18 protein-coding genes are annotated in these 17,301 nt (G+C 61.2%); 7 read left to right on the top strand and 11 right to left on the bottom strand.

The window, feature by feature from the left end:
• Positions 1 to 235: 235 nt before the first annotated feature.
• On the top strand, positions 236 to 1,000 hold the full coding sequence (locus tag BLU24_RS25725) for an SDR family oxidoreductase (RefSeq protein WP_093105309.1): 765 nt from the start codon (positions 236 to 238) through the stop codon (positions 998 to 1,000).
• A 93-nt stretch (positions 1,001 to 1,093) separates the two neighbouring features.
• On the opposite strand, the gene BLU24_RS25720 is transcribed toward BLU24_RS25725, so the two are convergent.
• The 7 genes from BLU24_RS25720 to BLU24_RS25690 form a co-directional block, all read right to left on the bottom strand.
• Complete coding sequence (locus BLU24_RS25720) at positions 1,094 to 2,227, bottom strand: AGE family epimerase/isomerase (protein ID WP_093105306.1); 1,134 nt, start codon at positions 2,225 to 2,227, stop codon at positions 1,094 to 1,096.
• Positions 2,228 to 2,427: 200 nt separating this feature from the next.
• Positions 2,428 to 3,000: a HupE/UreJ family protein gene (locus tag BLU24_RS25715; RefSeq protein ID WP_093105303.1), complete on the bottom strand. Its 573-nt coding sequence runs from the start codon at positions 2,998 to 3,000 to the stop codon at positions 2,428 to 2,430.
• 27 nt (positions 3,001 to 3,027) lie between these two features.
• Positions 3,028 to 3,642: an urease accessory protein UreG gene (gene ureG / locus BLU24_RS25710; protein WP_090280868.1), complete on the bottom strand. Its 615-nt coding sequence runs from the start codon at positions 3,640 to 3,642 to the stop codon at positions 3,028 to 3,030.
• Between the two features lie 12 nt (positions 3,643 to 3,654).
• Entirely contained in the window at positions 3,655 to 4,329 is a 675-nt protein-coding gene (locus BLU24_RS25705) for an urease accessory protein UreF (protein WP_093105300.1), read from the bottom strand.
• Complete coding sequence (gene ureE, locus BLU24_RS25700) at positions 4,326 to 4,826, bottom strand: urease accessory protein UreE (protein ID WP_090280878.1); 501 nt, start codon at positions 4,824 to 4,826, stop codon at positions 4,326 to 4,328. Before ureE ends, BLU24_RS25705 begins: the two co-directional genes overlap by 4 nt.
• A gap of 289 nt (positions 4,827 to 5,115) precedes the next feature.
• Complete coding sequence (locus BLU24_RS25695) at positions 5,116 to 5,748, bottom strand: TetR family transcriptional regulator (protein WP_093105297.1); 633 nt, start codon at positions 5,746 to 5,748, stop codon at positions 5,116 to 5,118.
• A 154-nt stretch (positions 5,749 to 5,902) separates the two neighbouring features.
• Positions 5,903 to 6,370 carry a hypothetical protein gene (locus tag BLU24_RS25690; protein WP_093105294.1) on the bottom strand — a complete coding sequence of 156 codons (468 nt, stop codon included), beginning with the start codon at positions 6,368 to 6,370 and terminating at the stop codon, positions 5,903 to 5,905.
• Between the two features lie 385 nt (positions 6,371 to 6,755).
• Between BLU24_RS25690 and BLU24_RS25685 the strand changes: the two genes are divergently transcribed.
• Entirely contained in the window at positions 6,756 to 8,831 is a 2,076-nt protein-coding gene (locus BLU24_RS25685) for an AsmA family protein (RefSeq protein ID WP_093105291.1), read from the top strand.
• 104 nt (positions 8,832 to 8,935) lie between these two features.
• Here BLU24_RS25685 and BLU24_RS25680 read toward each other — a convergent pair whose 3' ends face one another.
• Positions 8,936 to 9,469 carry a ferritin-like domain-containing protein gene (locus tag BLU24_RS25680; protein WP_090280893.1) on the bottom strand — a complete coding sequence of 178 codons (534 nt, stop codon included), beginning with the start codon at positions 9,467 to 9,469 and terminating at the stop codon, positions 8,936 to 8,938.
• Positions 9,470 to 9,561: 92 nt separating this feature from the next.
• Positions 9,562 to 10,491 carry a LysR substrate-binding domain-containing protein gene (locus tag BLU24_RS25675; RefSeq protein WP_172833299.1) on the bottom strand — a complete coding sequence of 310 codons (930 nt, stop codon included), beginning with the start codon at positions 10,489 to 10,491 and terminating at the stop codon, positions 9,562 to 9,564.
• A 108-nt stretch (positions 10,492 to 10,599) separates the two neighbouring features.
• Between BLU24_RS25675 and BLU24_RS25670 the strand changes: the two genes are divergently transcribed.
• Both BLU24_RS25670 and BLU24_RS25665 read left to right on the top strand, forming a co-directional pair.
• Entirely contained in the window at positions 10,600 to 11,238 is a 639-nt protein-coding gene (locus tag BLU24_RS25670) for an FMN-dependent NADH-azoreductase (protein WP_093105281.1), read from the top strand.
• A 155-nt stretch (positions 11,239 to 11,393) separates the two neighbouring features.
• Positions 11,394 to 12,272 carry an esterase/lipase family protein gene (locus BLU24_RS25665; RefSeq protein WP_093105276.1) on the top strand — a complete coding sequence of 293 codons (879 nt, stop codon included), beginning with the start codon at positions 11,394 to 11,396 and terminating at the stop codon, positions 12,270 to 12,272.
• 95 nt (positions 12,273 to 12,367) lie between these two features.
• On the opposite strand, the gene BLU24_RS25660 is transcribed toward BLU24_RS25665, so the two are convergent.
• Positions 12,368 to 13,255 carry a DMT family transporter gene (locus tag BLU24_RS25660; protein WP_093105272.1) on the bottom strand — a complete coding sequence of 296 codons (888 nt, stop codon included), beginning with the start codon at positions 13,253 to 13,255 and terminating at the stop codon, positions 12,368 to 12,370.
• Between the two features lie 96 nt (positions 13,256 to 13,351).
• On the opposite strand from BLU24_RS25660, the gene BLU24_RS25655 reads away from it, so the two are divergent.
• From BLU24_RS25655 to BLU24_RS25645, 3 genes are all read left to right on the top strand, one after another.
• Positions 13,352 to 14,146, top strand: coding sequence for an AraC family transcriptional regulator (locus BLU24_RS25655; RefSeq protein ID WP_093105267.1), 795 nt, complete (start codon positions 13,352 to 13,354; stop codon positions 14,144 to 14,146).
• A gap of 63 nt (positions 14,147 to 14,209) precedes the next feature.
• Entirely contained in the window at positions 14,210 to 14,515 is a 306-nt protein-coding gene (locus BLU24_RS25650) for a PsiF family protein (RefSeq protein WP_090280913.1), read from the top strand.
• A 198-nt stretch (positions 14,516 to 14,713) separates the two neighbouring features.
• Positions 14,714 to 15,727, top strand: a complete 1,014-nt coding sequence (locus BLU24_RS25645) for an AI-2E family transporter (RefSeq protein ID WP_093105265.1) — start codon at positions 14,714 to 14,716, stop codon at positions 15,725 to 15,727.
• A gap of 120 nt (positions 15,728 to 15,847) precedes the next feature.
• Here BLU24_RS25645 and BLU24_RS25640 read toward each other — a convergent pair whose 3' ends face one another.
• Positions 15,848 to 17,116, bottom strand: a complete 1,269-nt coding sequence (locus tag BLU24_RS25640; RefSeq protein WP_093105262.1) for an Hsp70 family protein — start codon at positions 17,114 to 17,116, stop codon at positions 15,848 to 15,850.
• Positions 17,117 to 17,301: the final 185 nt, after the last annotated feature.

The raw sequence follows: 17,301 nt of genomic DNA, 5'->3' as shown, positions 1-17,301 counted from the left end.
CGCAAAGCCTTGTGTGGCGTGGCTTTGCGCATGTCCACTTGCCCCCGGAAACTGTGGAACCGACTGTGGATAACATGCGCGTATATGGCTGCAAGCCACGCTGGCCGCGGCGTCGACAGGTTTGGTTGTTTTTTATACAGCTTGTGGCAGTTGCCCGTAAAAGCGCGGGCGGGCATGCTGCCTGCTGATTTTCTATTCCAAGGGCTGCCGCGGTGGCCGAAGCAAGGAGAACACGATGTCCAACACCCTGTTTATCACCGGCGCGACCTCCGGTTTTGGTGAAGCCTGTGCCCGTCGTTTTGCCGAGGCTGGCTGGAAACTGGTGCTGACCGGCCGTCGTGAAGAACGCCTCAATGTGCTGTGCGCCGAACTGTCGAAGCAGACCGAAGTGCATGGTCTGGTGCTCGATGTGCGTGATCGCAAGGCGATGGAGGCGGCGATCGCCAATCTGCCGCCGTCGTTCGCCACCCTGCGCGGCCTGATCAACAACGCCGGGCTGGCCCTGGGTGTCGACCCGGCGCCGAAGTGCGATCTGGACGATTGGGACACCATGGTCGACACCAACGTCAAAGGCCTGATGTACGCCACCCGTATGTTGCTGCCGCGTCTGATCGGTCATGGCCGCGGCGCTGGCATCATCAACCTTGGCTCCATCGCCGGTAACTACCCATATCCGGGCAGCCACGTGTATGGCGCGACCAAGGCCTTCGTCAAACAGTTCTCGCTGAACCTGCGCTGCGACTTGCAGGGTACCGGCGTGCGGGTCAGCAACATCGAGCCGGGGCTGTGTGAAAGTGAGTTCTCGCTGGTACGTTTCGCCGGCGATCAGGAGCGCTACAACGCGACCTACGCCGGTGCCGAGCCGATCCAGCCGCAGGACATTGCCGAGACAATCTTCTGGGTGATGAACACCCCGGCGCACATCAACATCAACAGCCTGGAGTTGATGCCGGTGAGCCAGACCTGGGCTGGATTTGCCATTGAGCGGAACAAGGCTTGAAACTGCGCCACTGCTGATCGCCAGCAGGCTGGCTCCCACATTGGAATATGTTCACCTGTGGGAGCGAGCCTGTTCGCGAAAGCAATTTATCGGTCAGCGCAGATATTCAGCCAGACCGCTGTAGCAAGTCGCCAAATGATAGGGCGTGGTGGAAGGCATGTCCTTGCGACTGACTTCCCCCTGCTCATCCCGACACTCATACCAGCCGCCGGCATGCAGGAACCGCTGCTGCAACGCCTGCAATTGGCGCAGCACCGCCGCTTCACTGTCCGGGCGCAATGTCAGCGCGCGCAGGTATTCCGCCTGAGCCCAGATCCGCTGAGTCGAATCCCGCGGCCGGCCGTTGCTTTCCAGATCAAGCATGGCGCGCACCGCGCCGCAGGCATCGAGCACACCGTACTGCTCTGTAAAGGCAAATGCGCGATCCAGTGCCCGGTGCAATTTCGAGTCACGTAGCAGCGGCGAGGATTGCAGCAGGAAATACCATTCGAATTGATGGCCCGGCTCGTACCAGTTATCCACAGCGCCGAGCGGCTTTTCCATCAATACGCCATATTGCGGATCGACGAAGTGCTTGTGCATCGCTGTGCATAATTCGAGCAGGTCCTTTTGGGTCTGCGGGTCTTCGCGCACGGCCAGCGTCGCGAGGAACGCTTCGGCCAGATGCATCAGCGGGTTTTGCAGCGGACCGGTTTGCAGCGTCATCCAGTCTCGATCCAGACACGCCTCATACAAACCATCGCCGGTGGCGAAGCGACGGCCGATGATTTCCAGCGCGGCATTCAATGTCGACTCGACCAGCGGATCAGCGGACTTTGCCCAGTAATGCGCGCAGGCGAACAGGATGAAGGCGTGGGTGTAGAGGTCCTTGCGCTGATCGAGCGGCTTGCCCTGGGCATCGATGCTGTAGAACCAGCCGCCGTGCTCGGCATCGTGAAAATGCCGTTGCAGCGAACGGAACAGCGCTGCAGCGCGAACTTCAGCGTTATCCACAACCCCGATCAGGCTGGAAAACAGGTACAGCTGCCGCGCGCAGGCCATGGCCCGATAGCGTTGCACGGGCAGCGGTTGCTGTGCGGCGTCCAGCGCTTCGAAGGGCAACGCCATGTCGGCGTTCCAGCCCGGACCTTGCCAAAGGGGCACGATCACGTTGACGAAGTGCTGTTGCACAGCGCCGAACAGGGCGGTCAATTCAGGCAGGGCGGTGGAGCGGCAAGCGTGGGGCATGAGCGGACGTCGTCACGGGCAAGGGCGATTGCGCGACATGGTAGCAGAGCAGCGGCCTTTAAAGGTTTGGTGTCTGATCGGCCGTCATCGCTGGCAAGCCAGCTCCCACAAGGATATTGGGTGTTCACACAATTGTGGACTTTCCCAATAACCTGTGGGAGCTGGCTTGCCAGCGATGAGGCCGGTTCAGGCGATACAGATTAGCCTGCCAGCAGCCAGGCGCCTGTGATTGCTGAGGCCGCACCCGCCAACCGCACCAGCGGCGCCGCAGCCTGCGGCAACACGCGCACCACGCCATAACCGGCGGCATGCAAAGCGGCCGTGGCGACCACGAAACCCGCTGCATACGCCCACGGACTGCTCATTTCCGGCAGTTCCAGCCCGTGCGCCACGCCATGGAACAACGCAAACAGCGCAGTCGCGGCCACCGCCATGACCAGCGGCGGACGCACCGCCAATGCTACCGCCAGACCCAGCGCCAGCACCGAGGCGGCAATGCCGCTTTCCAGCGCCGGCAACTCCAGCCCTTCAAAGCCGAGCAAACCGCCGAGCAGCATGGTGCCGACAAACGTGCACGGCAGCGCCCAGCGTGCCGCGCCTTGCTGTTGCGCCGCCCACAAACCAACGGCGAGCATTGCCAGCAAATGATCGAGGCCACCGATCGGGTGGCTGATGCCCGCGATCAGACCGCTGTCGCCATGCCCGGGATGGGCAAAGGCCAGCGCCGGGGCCAGCAGCAGCGCAAGCGCGCCAAGAATGCGTTTGAGTGTCATGGATAAGCTTCCTTGTTGATGAGTGAATCAGGCTGCGCTCAGCAGGCCCTGGCGTTCGATGAAGGCGATGATCTGCTCAAGGCCTTGGCCGGTTTTCTGGTTGCTGAAGACGAATGGCTTGCCGTTGCGCATGCGCTGGGTGTCGCTGTCCATCATTTCCAGCGAGGCGCCCACGAGCGGCGCCAGGTCGATCTTGTTGATCACCAGCAGGTCGGACTTGCAGATCCCCGGACCGCCCTTGCGCGGCAGCTTGTCGCCCGCCGAGACGTCAATCACGTAGATGGTCAGGTCGGACAGCTCCGGGCTGAACGTTGCCGAAAGGTTGTCGCCACCGGACTCCACCAGAATCAGATCGAGGCCCGGAAAACGCCGGTTCAGTTGGTCGACCGCTTCGAGGTTGATCGAGGCGTCTTCGCGGATCGCCGTGTGCGGGCAGCCACCGGTTTCCACGCCGATGATCCGCTCCGGGGCGAGGGCTTCGTTGCGCACGAGGAAATCGGCGTCTTCGCGGGTGTAAATGTCGTTGGTCACCACGGCGAGGTTGTAGCGCTCGCGCAGGGCCAGGCACAGCGCCAGGGTCAATGCGGTTTTGCCGGAACCGACCGGGCCGCCGATGCCGACGCGCAGAGGTTGTGTATTCATTTGATGTTTCTCCTAAGAGCGGAAGAGGCGGCTGTACTGGCGCTCATGGGCCATGCACGCCAGTGACAGGCCGAATGCGGCGCTGCCGAGGTGATCAGGATCGATGCGGGTCGCGTCCTGCTGCGCTTGTTGCAGCAGCGGCAGCAGTTCGCTGGTCAGGCGCTGCGCGGCTTGCTGGCCCAGCGGCAGGGTTTTCATCAGCACCGCGAGCTGGTTTTCCAGCCAGCTCCACAGCCACGCGGCGAGGGCATCCTGCGGGCTGATCTGCCAGGCACGCGCGGCCAGTGCCCAGCCGAGGGCCAGATGGGGTTCGGCGCATTGCTCAAGGAAGCAACGCGCGGGTGCGTCGAGCTCCGGCAGGCCGTTGAGCAATTGCTGCAACGAGTAGCCCATCTGCCGGCTCTCCAGATGCAGCTCGCGGGTTTCGCGACTGGCGCGATGGCGTTCGCAAATCTGCAGCAGCTCGGCCCAGTGTTCATCGGCGGCCGCCTGACAATGCGCAAGCAGCAGCGGCGCTTCGAAGCGCGCGAGATTGAGCAGCAACTGATCGCTGATCCAGCGGCGCGCGCTGTCGGGGTTGTTGACCCGGCCGTTGTCCACCGCCATTTCCAGGCCCTGCGAATAGCTGTAACCACCAATCGGCAACTGCGGACTGGCCAGGCGCAGCAGCGCCCAGGCCGGATTCACAGGCGAACGCCGAACTGATGGAGTTTCGGCGCGTAATTGAAGTCTTCGTCGCCATGGCGTGAATGGTGATGGCCGCCGCCGTAGGCGCCGTGTTCCGGTTGGAACGGTGCTTCGATGGCAACGACCTGCGCACCCAGTTGTTCGAGCATGGCCTTGAGCACGTAATCGTCGAGCAGGCGCAACCAGCCATCGCCGACTTGCAGGGCAACATGACGATTGCCCAAGTGATAGGCGGCGCGGGTCAATTCAAACGCGTTGGCGCAGGTGACGTGCAGCAATTGCTCGGGGCGGGCGCAGACCCGCACGATGCGGCCGTCTTCGGCTTGCAGACACTCGCCGTCAAACAGCGGCGGCTGGCCGCGCTCCAAAAACAACCCGACGTCTTCGCCTTCGGCACTGAAACAGCGCAAACGGCTCTTGCTGCGCGCTTCGAAGGTCAGGTGCAACTCGGCGGCCCAGACGGGTTGAGGGTCGATTCTGCGGTGAATCACCAGCATCGGAAATCTTCCAGCAATGGACAATGATCAGGCTAGAGCAAGGGCCGCGCCAATCGGCCGATCTGTAGGAAATGACTGTCGGCGCGTGGCTGATCTTTCAACAGGCGGGAAGTTTCTGGAAGGTTTTGGTGCGTGAAGAATTTGTCATGCACCAAATCAATGCGGCGCTGCTGCACCTTTGTAGGAGTGAGCCTGCTCGCGATAGCGGTGTGTCAGATAGAGATGCTTCGCTTGGCATACCGCTATCGCGAGCAGGCTCACTCCTACATGGAGATGGGGGTGGCTGCGGTTATTCGGTACTGCCCAACCCCTGCCAGTGCTTGAGGCCGATAAAGATGAAGCGCAGCTGCTGGGTGATCTTCGCCTGCGGCGTCAGATGCTCGGGCAAGGCTTCGGCGGGCGGGTCGATGATGTCCGGCAAGGTGGCGAATACTGATTTGACGATCAGGTCGGCCATCACACTCAGACCGGCGATGTCCAGATGTTGGAGTTTGGGCATCAACGCCAGGTCTGCGGCGAGGTCGGCGCTGATGTTCTCGCGCAAGCGGCCAATCGCCTGACGCACCGGCAGCGAGCCGCCGTATTGTTCGCGGGCCAGAAACAGGAATTGCGAGCGATTGGCGCTGACCACGTCGAGAAAGATCCGCACCGAAGCATCGATAATGCCGCCCATGACGAATTCGTTGTGGCGCACCAGGCGGATGGTTTCGCGGAAGGTCTGGCCTACTTCGCTGACCAGCACCAGACCCAGTTCGTCCATATCGGCAAAGTGTCGATAGAAACCGGTAGGTACGATGCCGGCGGTTTTACTGACTTCACGCAGGCTCAGGCTGCCGAAACCGCGGCCGCTTTCCATCAAGTGGCGGGCAGCGTCCATCAGGGCGTTGCGGGTCTGTTGTTTCTGTTCGGCGCGGGGCAGCATCGCAGGGCGTGTTCTTTGGCAGGACAAGCGTCGCACTCTAGCAAATCGGCTTTGCCGGCGTCGAACGGGAGAAGGTGGGGCAGGCGTTGCAGCGGGGCAGAAAAGTCAAAAGCCCAATCCGGGGATTGGGCTTTTTTTCGAGGCCGCCATGGGCTTAGCTCAAGGCACTGTTGCGTTCGATCACACGGTCACCACCGCCTTCGGCGATTGCCTGACCCAGTGGGGTTTTATCGAAACCGTCATCCGCCAGGGTCTGACCTTGTGGAGTGCGGTCGCTACCGTCGGACGCCAGGGTTTGGCCTTGTGGGGTACGGTCGCTACCATCGGACGCCAGGGTCTGACCTTGTGGGGTGCGCTCGCTACCGTCGGAGGCCAAAGCTTGACCTTGTGGGGTGCGATCGGAACCGTCTTGCACCAGGCCTTTTTCTTCCAGACGATCACGGCCGCCTTCAGCCAGGGTCTGGCCTTGGGGAGTGCGGTCGGAACCATCGGCGGCTACGGTCTGGCTGAACACCGAGTGGCTGGATTTTACTTGCGGAGTGGCCTGATCGGCAGCGGGCAGGGCGAAAGCAGTGCTGGCTAGCATCGACAGGGTAAGGCTGAGCAGTAATTGGCGTTTCATGATGGGTTGCTCCTTGGAAGGGCGATAAAGTGGGTACGAGGGCAATGCTACTCTCGATAAGTCGATATAAAAGTTCATAAACGCAATGGTAATAATCAACAGAATTGATTGTTCGCTTCGAGGGCTCTAGATCGGGCCTTTCCGGCCGGCGGTTTTGCACCGAGGTGGGTATTTTCGACTCACTCGCGCCTCGCAAAAGTGCGGGCCGCGGTAACACTGCCCGACCGATCGGTCAGTTTTGCGGGCCTTTTTATGGCTTAAACTGCCTTTCCATTAAACCTGCGGGCCTTTCGCCAGTCACAGACTGCATGAGGGCCGCTTCGGTCTGCCGTTTCAAACTGTACGTCGGGATCCAGGCGTGCGGTCGTGATCAGGAGCTTTGTGCATGACGCGCACTGGAAAAATCTTCAGCTGGACCTTCGCCACTCTCGCACTGCTCTTGGCAGTGCTGATTCTGATCATCGTGTTTTTCGACTGGAACCGGATCAAACCCACCCTCAACAGCAAAGTCTCCGATGAGCTGCACCGCGCGTTTGCCATTAATGGCAACCTGGCGGTGATCTGGCAGCGCGAGCCGGATGAAGGCGGCTGGCGCGCCTGGGTGCCGTGGCCACACGTGGTTGCCGAGGATCTGAGCCTGGGCAACCCGGACTGGTCGAAACAGGCGCAGATGGTCACCCTGAAAAAAGTCGAGCTGCGCATCTCGCCGCTGGCCTTGTTGACGCAGCGCGTGGTGATTCCGCGTATCGACCTGACCGAACCCAATGCCCAGCTGCAACGCCTGGCTGACGGTCGCGCCAACTGGGTGTTCAAGTTTGATCCGAAAGACCCCAACGCCGAACCGTCGAACTGGGTGGTCGACATCGGCGCCATCGGTTTCGACAAGGGCCATGTCACCCTTGATGATCAGACCCTCAAGACCCGCCTCGATGTGCTGATCGATCCGCTCGGCAAGCCCATTCCGTACAGCGACATTGTCGGCGCCAAAGCGGCGAAAACCGCGCAGGACAAGGGCGGTGCGCCACAGGATTATGCCTTTGCCCTGAAGGTCAAAGGCCAGTATCACGGCCAGAACCTGACCGGCCAAGGCAAGATCGGCGGGCTGCTGGCGCTGCAGGATGCGCGCAAGCCCTTCCCGTTGCAGGCGCAGGCGCAGATCGGCGACACCCGCGTCGAACTGGCCGGCACCCTCACCGACCCGCTCAACCTCGGCGCCCTCGACTTGCGCCTGAAACTGGCCGGCGCCAGCCTCGGCAATCTCTACCCGCTGACCGGCGTGACCCTGCCGGACACGCCGCCGTACTCCACCGACGGCCATCTGATCGCCAAGCTGCATGACGAGGCCGGAGCGAAGTTCACGTACGAGAAATTCAACGGCAAGATCGGCGACAGCGACATTCATGGCGACCTGACCTATGTTGCCAGCCAGCCCCGACCAAAACTCAGCGGCGCTTTGCTCTCCAATCAATTGCTGTTCGCCGATCTCGCGCCGCTGATTGGCGCCGATTCCAATACCGAGCAAAAGGCCCGTGGCGGCGCGAGCAAGCAGCCGACCGACAAGGTGCTGCCGGTCGAGGAGTTCAAGACCGATCGCTGGCGCGCGATGGACGCTGACGTCGAATTCACCGGCAAGCGCATCGTGCACAGCGAAAAGCTGCCATTCACCGACCTTTACACCCATTTGAAACTCGACGACGGCGAACTCAGCCTTGAGCCGCTGCGCTTTGGCGTGGCCGGCGGCAATCTGGATGCGCAGATCCGCCTCAATGGTCGCACCGAACCGCTGGAGGGCCGGGCCCGCTTGACCGCGCGCAAGTTCAAGCTCAAGGAGCTGTTCCCGACCTTCGAACCGATGAAGACCAGTTTCGGTGAACTCAACGGTGACGCCGATATCAGCGGACGCGGCAACTCGGTGGCCAAGCTGCTCGGCGGCGCCAACGGCAAGTTGAAGATGTTGATCAACGACGGCGCTATCAGCCGCGAGCTGATGGAGTTGGCCGGGCTCAACGTCGGCAATTACGTAGTCGGCAAGATCTTTGGCGACAAGGAAGTGAAGATCAATTGCGCTGCTGCCGACTTCGATATCAAGACCGGGCTGGCGACCACGCAGCTGTTTGTCTTTGATACCGAGAACGCAATCATCTACATCGACGGCACGGCAAACATGGCCACCGAGCAACTCGACCTGACGGTGACGCCGGAATCCAAGGGCTGGCGCCTGATCTCCCTGCGGTCGCCGCTGTATGTGCGCGGCAAGTTCATCAAGCCGGATGCCGGGGTGAAGGCTGTGCCATTGATGTTGCGTGGCGCGGGCATGGTTGCATTGGGTGTGATCGCTGCTCCGGCGGCCGGGCTGTTGGCGCTGGTCGCACCGAGCGGTGGCGAGCCGAACCAGTGTGCGCCGTTGCTGGAGCAGATGAAGCAGGGCAAGGCGCCGGTTACTGTTAAACCTACCCGGTAATTTTCAGCGCATACAAAGACGCCATCGCGAGCAGGCTCACTCCTACAGGGGAACGCATTTCAACCTGTAGGAGTGAGCCTGCTCGCGATGGCGGTATTGAATGGTTACAGGTCTTTCAGAATGTCCGCCATGTCATCGGCGTGTTCTTCTTCCTGGGCCAGGATGTCTTCGAAAATGCGTCGCGTTGTCGGGTCCTTGTCGCCGAGGTACTGGATGATCTCGCGGTAACTGTCGATGGCGATCCGCTCGGCCACCAAGTCTTCGTAGACCATTTCCTTGAGCGTATTGCCCGCCACGTATTGCGCGTGAGACAGCCGCGACAGTACGTCCGGATTGAACTCCGGTTCACCGCCCAGTTGCACGATGCGTTCGGCCAGGCGATCAGCGTGCTCGGCTTCCTGGACTGCATGCTCGAGGAATTCATCGGCGGCTGCTTTGGCTTTCAGGCCGGTGGCCATGAAGTAGTGACGTTTATAGCGCAAGGTGCACACCAGTTCGGTGGCCAGCGATTCGTTGAGCAGGCGCAGCACTTCTTCGCGGTTGGCGCTGTAGCTCTCGGTGACGGCGCCGTTTTCGACGTGTTGCCGCGCACGTTCGCGCAGGGTTTGTACATCTGACAAATGCAGGTCGTCGCTCATGTGAATCTCTCCTGGAGGCTAATCCGATGGGCGCCACGTTCTGCTGACGCGGTCGCTACCCATGCTGTGAGTGACGCGCGCGGCGAAAAGTTTTACGCGATTTGCGCCGACCGTGGCGTCAACCCGGAGCGCTGCGCTTCTTCACGCAGCCAGGCGAAAAAGGCCCGCACCGGCGGATGCCGCTCGCGGCCCGGCACGCACAAGGCGCTGTAGCCGGCGCCATCGACCTGCACCTCGCCGCGGTACGGCACCAGCACACCGCTGGCGACGCTTTGCGAAACCAGAATATTGCTCGCCAGCACCAGGCCTTGTCCGGCGATCGCCGCTTGCAGGGCGTAATGCTCTTCGTCGTATTCGCGGATGGCCGGTGTCGGGCTCAGCCAGTTCTCGCCAGACTTTGCGCACCACGCCTGCCAGCCATGCGCGTAGAGCTTCGAGTTGTACCAGTGCACGCTGATCAGCGTCGGCGTGCGCCGCGCGGCCAGCGCCACCTGCTCGGGCGAGCCGTAGACGCCGAACGACTCATCGAACAGGCACAGGCCATACAGGTTCGGGTAGTCGTCGAGGCTGTAGCGCAGCACCAGATCGACGCTGGCGTCCTGATGCAGATCGATGACTTCGCAGTGGGTGTCGAGGCGCACATTGATATCCGGATGCTGCGCATAGAAACGCCCGAGCCGCGGCACCAGCCACAGCGCGGCGAACGCCGCAGTGGTCGAGAGCGTCAGGCTGCTGCCGCTGCGTTGCGGGCGCAGGGTATCAACGCATTGCGCCACCTCCAGCAGCGCGCCGTGCAGGCTGCGAAACAGACGTTCGCCACCCTCGGTCAGGCGCACCTGGCGCGGCAGACGCTCGAACAGCGCCACACCAAGCCAATCCTCCAGGGCGCGGACCTGATGAGAAATCGCAGTAGGCGTGACGCAAAGCTCTTCGGCAGCAGCCTTGAAACTCAGCAGCCGGGAGGCTGATTCAAAAGCACGCAGGGCGGTCAGCGGCAACGAGGCGAACATGGGCAACTCCATGGGTGAAATCAATTCATCCCGACTGATTTTTGCTCATTTGAGATGAAGCAGCGGCCAGCTTCAAGCTGCAAGCGTCAAGTGGTTAAATTCTAGTCAGGAGATTTACAGATGAGCAGGATTCTTGTGGTGCACAGCAGTCCACGGGGTGAGCGGTCGACTTCGCGGCGGCTGGCGGAAGGGTTTTTGAGTGCCTGGCAGACGCGTCATTCGGGGGCGCAGGTGACTCGCCGTGAGGTGGGGCGAGCGCTGATTCCGGCGGTCAGCGAGGCGTTTGTGGCGGCGGCGTTCTATCCGGAGCCCGAGGTGCGACCGTTGGTGATGCAGGCGGATCTGGCGTTGAGTGACGCCTTGGTGGGTGAACTGTTCGACCATGATCTGCTGCTGATTTCCACGCCGATGTACAACTTCAATGTGCCCAGCGGCCTCAAGGCCTGGGTCGATCAGATTGTGCGTCTGGGGCTGACCTTCGACCACACGCTGGACAACGGCGTCGCCCAGTACACGCCATTGTTGCAGGGCAAGAAAGCCCTGATCGTCACCAGTCGCGGCGGATTTGGCTTCGGCCCCGGCGGCGAGCTGGAGGCCTTGAACCATGCCGATCCGTGGCTGCGCACGGCACTGGGTTTCATCGGCATCAATGACGTCACGGTTGTCGCCGCCGAAGGCGAGGAGTCTGCCGAGCGCACCTTTGCGGTGTCGGTGGCCGCGGCCGAGCAACGGCTGCTCGACCTGGCCCGGACATTCTGATGGCCTGGCTGTTCTTGCTGATCGCTGCCGGGTTTGAAGTGACGTTCGCCATGGGCCTGCAGTAGGCTGGTGGTCGAGTTGTCATGATCCACGTGGATGCTTGGCGGGCGTTTTGCACATCTTGCATCCACTCACGACTACAAGGATGTCCGCCGATGTCGACACGTTATCCACTGGTGCTGGTGCCGGGCATGCTCGGGTTCGTCCGGCTGGTGTTCTACCCGTATTGGTACGGCATCATCAAGGCGTTGCGCCGCACGGGGGCGACGGTGATTGCCGTGCAGGTGTCGCCGCTCAATTCAACTGAGGTGCGTGGCGAGCAGTTGCTGGCGCGAATCGATGAAATCCTGCGCGAGACCGGTGCGCACAAGGTCAATCTGTTCGGTCACAGCCAAGGGGCGCTGACGGCGCGTTATGCGGCGGCGAAACGCCCGGATCTGGTCGCCTCGGTGACGTCCGTGGCCGGGCCGAACCACGGTTCGGAACTGGCTGACTATCTTGAAACCAACTATCCCGCCGACAGCGCCCGGGGCCGCCTGCTCGAAGCCCTGCTGCGCCTGGTCGGCTGGGTCATGGCCTTGCTCGATACCGGCTACCACGGGCCGAAACTGCCGGTGGATATTCATGCCTCGCACCATTCGCTGACCACGGCGGGCGTAGCGCTGTTCAATCAGCGTTATCCACAGGGCTTGCCGCAAACCTGGGGCGGGCACGGGCCGGAAGAGGTCAACGGTGTGCGTTATTACTCGTGGTCGGGCACGTTGCAGCCGGGCAAGACTGATCGGGGCGGCAATCTGTTCGACGGGACGAATCGCAGCTGTCGGCTGTTTGCGAAAACCTTCGTGCGCGAGCCGGGGCAGTGCGACGGCATGGTCGGACGTTACAGCTCACACTTGGGTACGGTGATTGGCGATGACTATCCGCTGGACCACTTCGACATCGTCAACCAGTCGTTGGGGCTGGTTGGCAAGGGCGCGGATCCGGTAAGGCTGTTTGTCGAGCATGCGGCGCGGCTGGAGGCGGCCGGGTGTTAGCAGGCAGACCGGGTTATCGTTCATCGCGAGCAGGCTCACTCCTGCAGGGAGCGCATTTCAACTGCAGGAGTGAGCTTGCTCGCGATAGGGCCGGATCAGACGACGCCGATTTTGCGCCCCAGCACCGTGGTCCAGCGCTCAGACAACACCACCCCACCCAACGTCAGCAACCCGCCGACCAGGTGATACATCGCCAACTGCTCCTTTAACACCACTGCCGCAATCAACGCGGTAATCAACGGCAGCAAGTTGAAAAACAGCGTCGTGCGGCTCGGCCCCAGACGCTGCACTGCCTGCATCCACGCCAGCGGCGCGAGCATCGATGCCAGCAGGCAAGCGTACAGCACCAGCGGAATGTTCTGCGCGGTCAGCCCGGTTTTCGGCGAAGCGGCGTACAGCGGAAACAACACGACGATCGCCACCAGTACCTGCAAATACAACAGCACCAGCGGTGGCAAACGCAGCTGCCATTTCTTCAGCAGCGTGCTGTAGATCGCGTAGGCCAGCGTGGCGATCAGCATCATCGCATCACCCAGATTCACCCCGTGTTGCAGCAGACTGCCAAGGCTACCGGACGACACCACCACCAGCACTCCGGCGAATGACAGCACCGCGCCAACCAGCGCCCCGGCGGTCAGGCGTTGCCCGAGGCTGATGATCGCCATGGCCAGCGACATCAAGGGCATCAGCGAGAGGATGATGCCCATGTTGGTCGCAGTGGTCAGGGTCGCGGCAAAATAGGCGAGGCTCTGATAGACCGCCATGCCCAGCACGCCGAGGATGAAAATCCTGCCCAGGTTCGGGCGAATCTGCGGCCAGTGCGCAATGACTGTCTTGAGCATGAACGGGGTGAACAGCAGGCCGGCCAGCAGCCAGCGGTAGAAACCGATCTCGGCCGGGAAAATCGCCCCGACCGCCAGTTTGTTGATTACGGTATTGCCGGCCCAGATAAAAATCGCCAGCAGTGGAAACGCGTATTGCATGAGTTGAAACCAGTACGTTAATGAACGGCAATTATCCCTTGTCCGGATGCAGCCCTATACTGCGAACCGGACAAATCGCCACTGCAACCGGACAGCATGAACAGCAAACACATCGATCTGCTGGATTTCAGCGAACTGCCGTCGGCGGTGTACTTTCGCTACGCCGATTTCAATGCTCACGAATTTGCCGCGCCGCATCGACACCCGTGGGGCACGCTGGAATACGCGGCGCACGGTGTGCTGCACATGGATGTCGACGGCAACCGCTTCATGTCACCGCCGCAATACGCCGTGTGGGTGCCGCCGCAGGTCGAACACAGTTTCTATAGCCATCAACCGGTCAACTATCGCGCGGTGTGCCTCGATCCCAAGGTCTGCGCCGAGTTGCCGGCGCGGGCTTGTACTCTGGCGATCAGCGATATTCTCAAGGCGATCCTCAAGGACTTCGCCGCCCGAGATGTGAAGATCCCGCAACTGGATGCCGATCAGCGCCTGGCCCAGGTATTGGTCGATCAACTGCAGCAGGCGCCTGTGCACGAATGCTACCTGCCGTACGCCAGCAGCCCCGGCTTGCTGGCGATTCTCGACATGCTGCAAGCTGAGCCGGGCAATAATCAGCCGCTGGCCCACTGGGCGCTGCAGGTGCATGTCAGCGAGCGCACGCTGGCCCGGCAGTTTGTTCGCGAGCTGGGGATGAGTTTCGGTGAGTGGCGCCAGCGCTTGCGTTACCTCGCCGCCATCGAGGCGCTGGAAACTGCACGGAGCGTGCAGGAAATCGCTTTTGATCTCGGTTACAGCAGCGGCTCGGCGTTCATCGCCATGTTCGCCCGTCAGGCTGGGTGCACGCCGGAGCAATACCGCCGCAGCCACCTGGAAGGCAGGAAGGTGTAACAGGATTTGGCTACACTCCAGCCGAGGCCGCATCCATCGGTGCGGCAACCAGGAGAAAACTCCATGAAGATGTTGCGTGTGCCTTTGTTGATGATCGGTCTGCTCCTGTGTTCCCAGGGTTTCGCCGCCACGGCGCAACAGAACAAGATGACCACCTGCAATGCCGATGCGACCGCCAAGAGCCTGAAGGGTGACGAGCGCAAAACCTTCATGAGCACCTGCCTCAAGGCCACCCCGGCAGCGAACGACGGCAAGGTCCTGACCCCGCAGCAGCAGAAGATGAGTACCTGCAATGCCGACGCGAAAACCAAGGCGCTGACCGGCGATGCGCGGAAGGCGTTCATGAGTGATTGTCTGAAGAAGAAATAAGCGGTGCGATGGGGCGCCCAATAATGTGATCGTCTCCAGATTGACCCTCACCCTGGCCCTCTCCCAAAGGGAGAGGGCCAGGGTGAGGGAAAAATTCGCAAGCCATGCGCGAAAATCCGAAACCCCGCATATCCCTAGTGCTCTCCCCGGATCGCTGGCAGACTGCCCATCCTTTTACGCCGTTCGTTTTGAGGCTGTATGCCAACGTTTTCTCAGCGTCATGTCGTGTTCTGGGTCAGTTGCATCATCATTTTCGGCGGTCTGCTGCTGGTGCTGCCGCTGCGTTTGTTGCCGAGTCTGTTGGCCGGGTTGCTGGTGTTCGAGCTGGTCAACATGCTGACCCCGCAGTTGCAGCGCTTGATCGAGGGCCGGCGTGCGCGTTGGCTGGCGGTGGCCTTGCTGGGCACTCTGGTGGTGAGTGTGCTGGCGTTGATCTTCGCCGGCGCGATCAGTTTTCTGTTGCACGAAGCGGAAAATCCCGGCGCTTCCCTCGATAAGTTCATGGGCGTGGTCGATCGTGCGCGCGGGCAATTGCCGCCGTTCATCGATGCTTATCTACCAGCCAGTGCGGCGGAGTTTCGCGTAGCGATTGGTGAATGGCTGGGCAAACATCTGTCCGACCTGCAACTGGTCGGCAAGGACGCCGCGCACATGTTCGTCACGCTGCTGATAGGCATGGTGCTCGGTGCGATCATTGCGCTGCAACGCATCCCCGACGTGACCAAACGCAAGCCACTGGCTGCGGCACTGTTCGATCGTTTGCACCTGTTGGTGCAGGCGTTTCGCAACATAGTTTTCGCACAAATCAAGATTTCCCTGCTCAACACCTTCTTCACCGGGATCTTTCTTGCGGTGGTTCTGCCGCTGTTCGGGATCAAGCTGCCGCTGACCAAGACCCTGATCGTGCTGACTTTCCTGCTCGGCCTGCTGCCGGTGATCGGCAACCTGATTTCCAACACGCTGATCACCATCGTTGGCCTGTCGCTGTCGATCTGGGTGGCCGTTGCGGCGCTGGGCTATCTGATCGTTATCCACAAGCTCGAATACTTTCTCAACGCGCGCATCGTCGGCGGGCAGATCAGTGCCAAGTCGTGGGAGTTGCTCCTGGCAATGCTGGTGTTCGAAGCCGCATTCGGTTTGCCGGGAGTGGTGGCGGGGCCGATTTATTATGCGTACCTGAAGAGCGAACTGAAGCTCGGAGGAATGGTTTGAAAAGCAGCTTTCAGTTGCAAGCTTCAAGCGGCAAGTAAAAGCAAAGGCAAAAGCTGCAGCGGCTCTTGTTTTTGCTTTTGCTCTTACTTGTAGCTTGCAGCTTAAAGCTTGCAGCTGGCGCTAAACGCCATACCGTTTACGGGCTTCAATCGCCAGGCCGCTGCCGATGCTGCCGAAGATATTGCCTTCGACATGCCGCGCGTTCGGCAGCATCGCCGAGACGCTGTTGCGCAGTGCCGGGATGCCGCTGGAGCCCCCAGTGAAGAACACCGTATCAACCTGATCGACTGCTACGCCGGCGTCATTCAACAACTGCGTAACGCTGCCGCGCACGCGCTCGAGCAAGGCTTCGATCGCGGATTCGAACAGCGTGCGGCTTAGCTCGACGCTCAGCCCCGCTTCAATGCGATCCAGCGGCACATGGCGGCTGTCGGTGTGGGTCAGCTGGATCTTGGTTTCTTCGACTTCCATCGCCAGCCAGTGCCCGGCGCGTTGTTCGATCAGCTTGAACAGACGGTCGATGCCGCCGGTGTCTTCGATGTCGTAGCGCATGCTGCCCAGCGCCAGCGTCGACTTCTGCGAGTACACCGAGTTGATGGTGTGCCAGGTCGCCAGGTTCATGTGGTGGCTGGTCGGCATGTAGGCGCCGCTTTTCATCCGGCTGCCATAGCCGAACAGCGGCATCAGGCCTTGCAGACTCAGCTGTTTGTCGAAGTCGGTACCGCCGATGTGCACGCCGCCTGTGGCGAGGATGTCGTCGTGACGGTTATCAAGCGCGCGCCGCTCGGGCGACAGGCGCACCAGCGAGAAGTCCGATGTACCGCCGCCGATGTCGACGATCAGCACCAGTTCTTCTTTCTCGATAGTCGACTCGTAGTCGAACGCTGCGGCGATCGGTTCGTACTGGAACGACACCTCTTTGAAACCGATCTTGCGAGCGACCTCGACCAGAGTGTCTTCGGCTTCCTGGTCGGCCAGCGGATCGTCATCGACGAAGAACACCGGGCGCCCCAGCACCACTTGCTCGAATTCGCGACCGGCGGCGGTTTCGGCGCGGCTCTTGAGCTGGCCGATGAACAGCCCGAGCAGGTCCTTGAACGGCATCGCCGTGCCGAGCACGCTGGTGTCGTGCTTGATCAGCTTGGAACCGAGCAGGCTTTTCAGCGAGCGCATCAGCCGACCTTCGTAGCCTTCCAGATACTCGTGCAGCGCCAGGCGTCCGTAGACCGGACGGCGTTCCTCGATATTGAAGAAGACCACCGAGGGCAGGGTGATCTTGTCGTCTTCCAGCGCGATCATGGTGTCCATGCCGGGGCGCAGCCAGCCGACGGTGGAGTTGGACGTGCCGAAGTCGATGCCGCAGGCACGGGCTGGAGAGGCGTCTTTCATGTCTTTCGGTTCCGGTCAAAAAAACGGCCGCGCAGTGTATGTCAGTGCGCGCCAGATTCGAAGGCCGGTCATCTGCTATTTCGCATCCCGGTTGCCTTGAAACCTCGCGGTTCGCCCCAAACTTGCTGGCATGGGCCGGCAGATACACCGGCGGTCAGCAGAACCGCCGTCCACTGCCGATAAAC

The sequence above is a fragment of the Pseudomonas sp. Z003-0.4C(8344-21) genome (genome assembly GCF_900104975.1).
Taxonomy (GTDB): domain Bacteria; phylum Pseudomonadota; class Gammaproteobacteria; order Pseudomonadales; family Pseudomonadaceae; genus Aquipseudomonas; species Aquipseudomonas granadensis.
Note: the sequence above shows the minus strand (reverse complement) of the source record. Positions and strands in the feature narration are given on the sequence as shown.

Coding starts and splice junctions, on each gene's coding strand:
- BLU24_RS25725 (WP_093105309.1), top strand. CDS start 236: ATGTCCAACACCCTGTTTATCACCGGCGCGACCTCCGGTTTTGGTGAA.
- BLU24_RS25720 (WP_093105306.1), bottom strand. CDS start 2,227: ATGCCCCACGCTTGCCGCTCCACCGCCCTGCCTGAATTGACCGCCCTG.
- BLU24_RS25715 (WP_093105303.1), bottom strand. CDS start 3,000: ATGACACTCAAACGCATTCTTGGCGCGCTTGCGCTGCTGCTGGCCCCG.
- ureG (WP_090280868.1), bottom strand. CDS start 3,642: ATGAATACACAACCTCTGCGCGTCGGCATCGGCGGCCCGGTCGGTTCC.
- ureE (WP_090280878.1), bottom strand. CDS start 4,826: ATGCTGGTGATTCACCGCAGAATCGACCCTCAACCCGTCTGGGCCGCC.
- BLU24_RS25695 (WP_093105297.1), bottom strand. CDS start 5,748: ATGCTGCCCCGCGCCGAACAGAAACAACAGACCCGCAACGCCCTGATG.
- BLU24_RS25690 (WP_093105294.1), bottom strand. CDS start 6,370: ATGAAACGCCAATTACTGCTCAGCCTTACCCTGTCGATGCTAGCCAGC.
- BLU24_RS25685 (WP_093105291.1), top strand. CDS start 6,756: ATGACGCGCACTGGAAAAATCTTCAGCTGGACCTTCGCCACTCTCGCA.
- BLU24_RS25680 (WP_090280893.1), bottom strand. CDS start 9,469: ATGAGCGACGACCTGCATTTGTCAGATGTACAAACCCTGCGCGAACGT.
- BLU24_RS25675 (WP_172833299.1), bottom strand. CDS start 10,491: ATGGAGTTGCCCATGTTCGCCTCGTTGCCGCTGACCGCCCTGCGTGCT.
- BLU24_RS25670 (WP_093105281.1), top strand. CDS start 10,600: ATGAGCAGGATTCTTGTGGTGCACAGCAGTCCACGGGGTGAGCGGTCG.
- BLU24_RS25665 (WP_093105276.1), top strand. CDS start 11,394: ATGTCGACACGTTATCCACTGGTGCTGGTGCCGGGCATGCTCGGGTTC.
- BLU24_RS25660 (WP_093105272.1), bottom strand. CDS start 13,255: ATGCAATACGCGTTTCCACTGCTGGCGATTTTTATCTGGGCCGGCAAT.
- BLU24_RS25655 (WP_093105267.1), top strand. CDS start 13,352: ATGAACAGCAAACACATCGATCTGCTGGATTTCAGCGAACTGCCGTCG.
- BLU24_RS25650 (WP_090280913.1), top strand. CDS start 14,210: ATGAAGATGTTGCGTGTGCCTTTGTTGATGATCGGTCTGCTCCTGTGT.
- BLU24_RS25645 (WP_093105265.1), top strand. CDS start 14,714: ATGCCAACGTTTTCTCAGCGTCATGTCGTGTTCTGGGTCAGTTGCATC.
- BLU24_RS25640 (WP_093105262.1), bottom strand. CDS start 17,116: ATGAAAGACGCCTCTCCAGCCCGTGCCTGCGGCATCGACTTCGGCACG.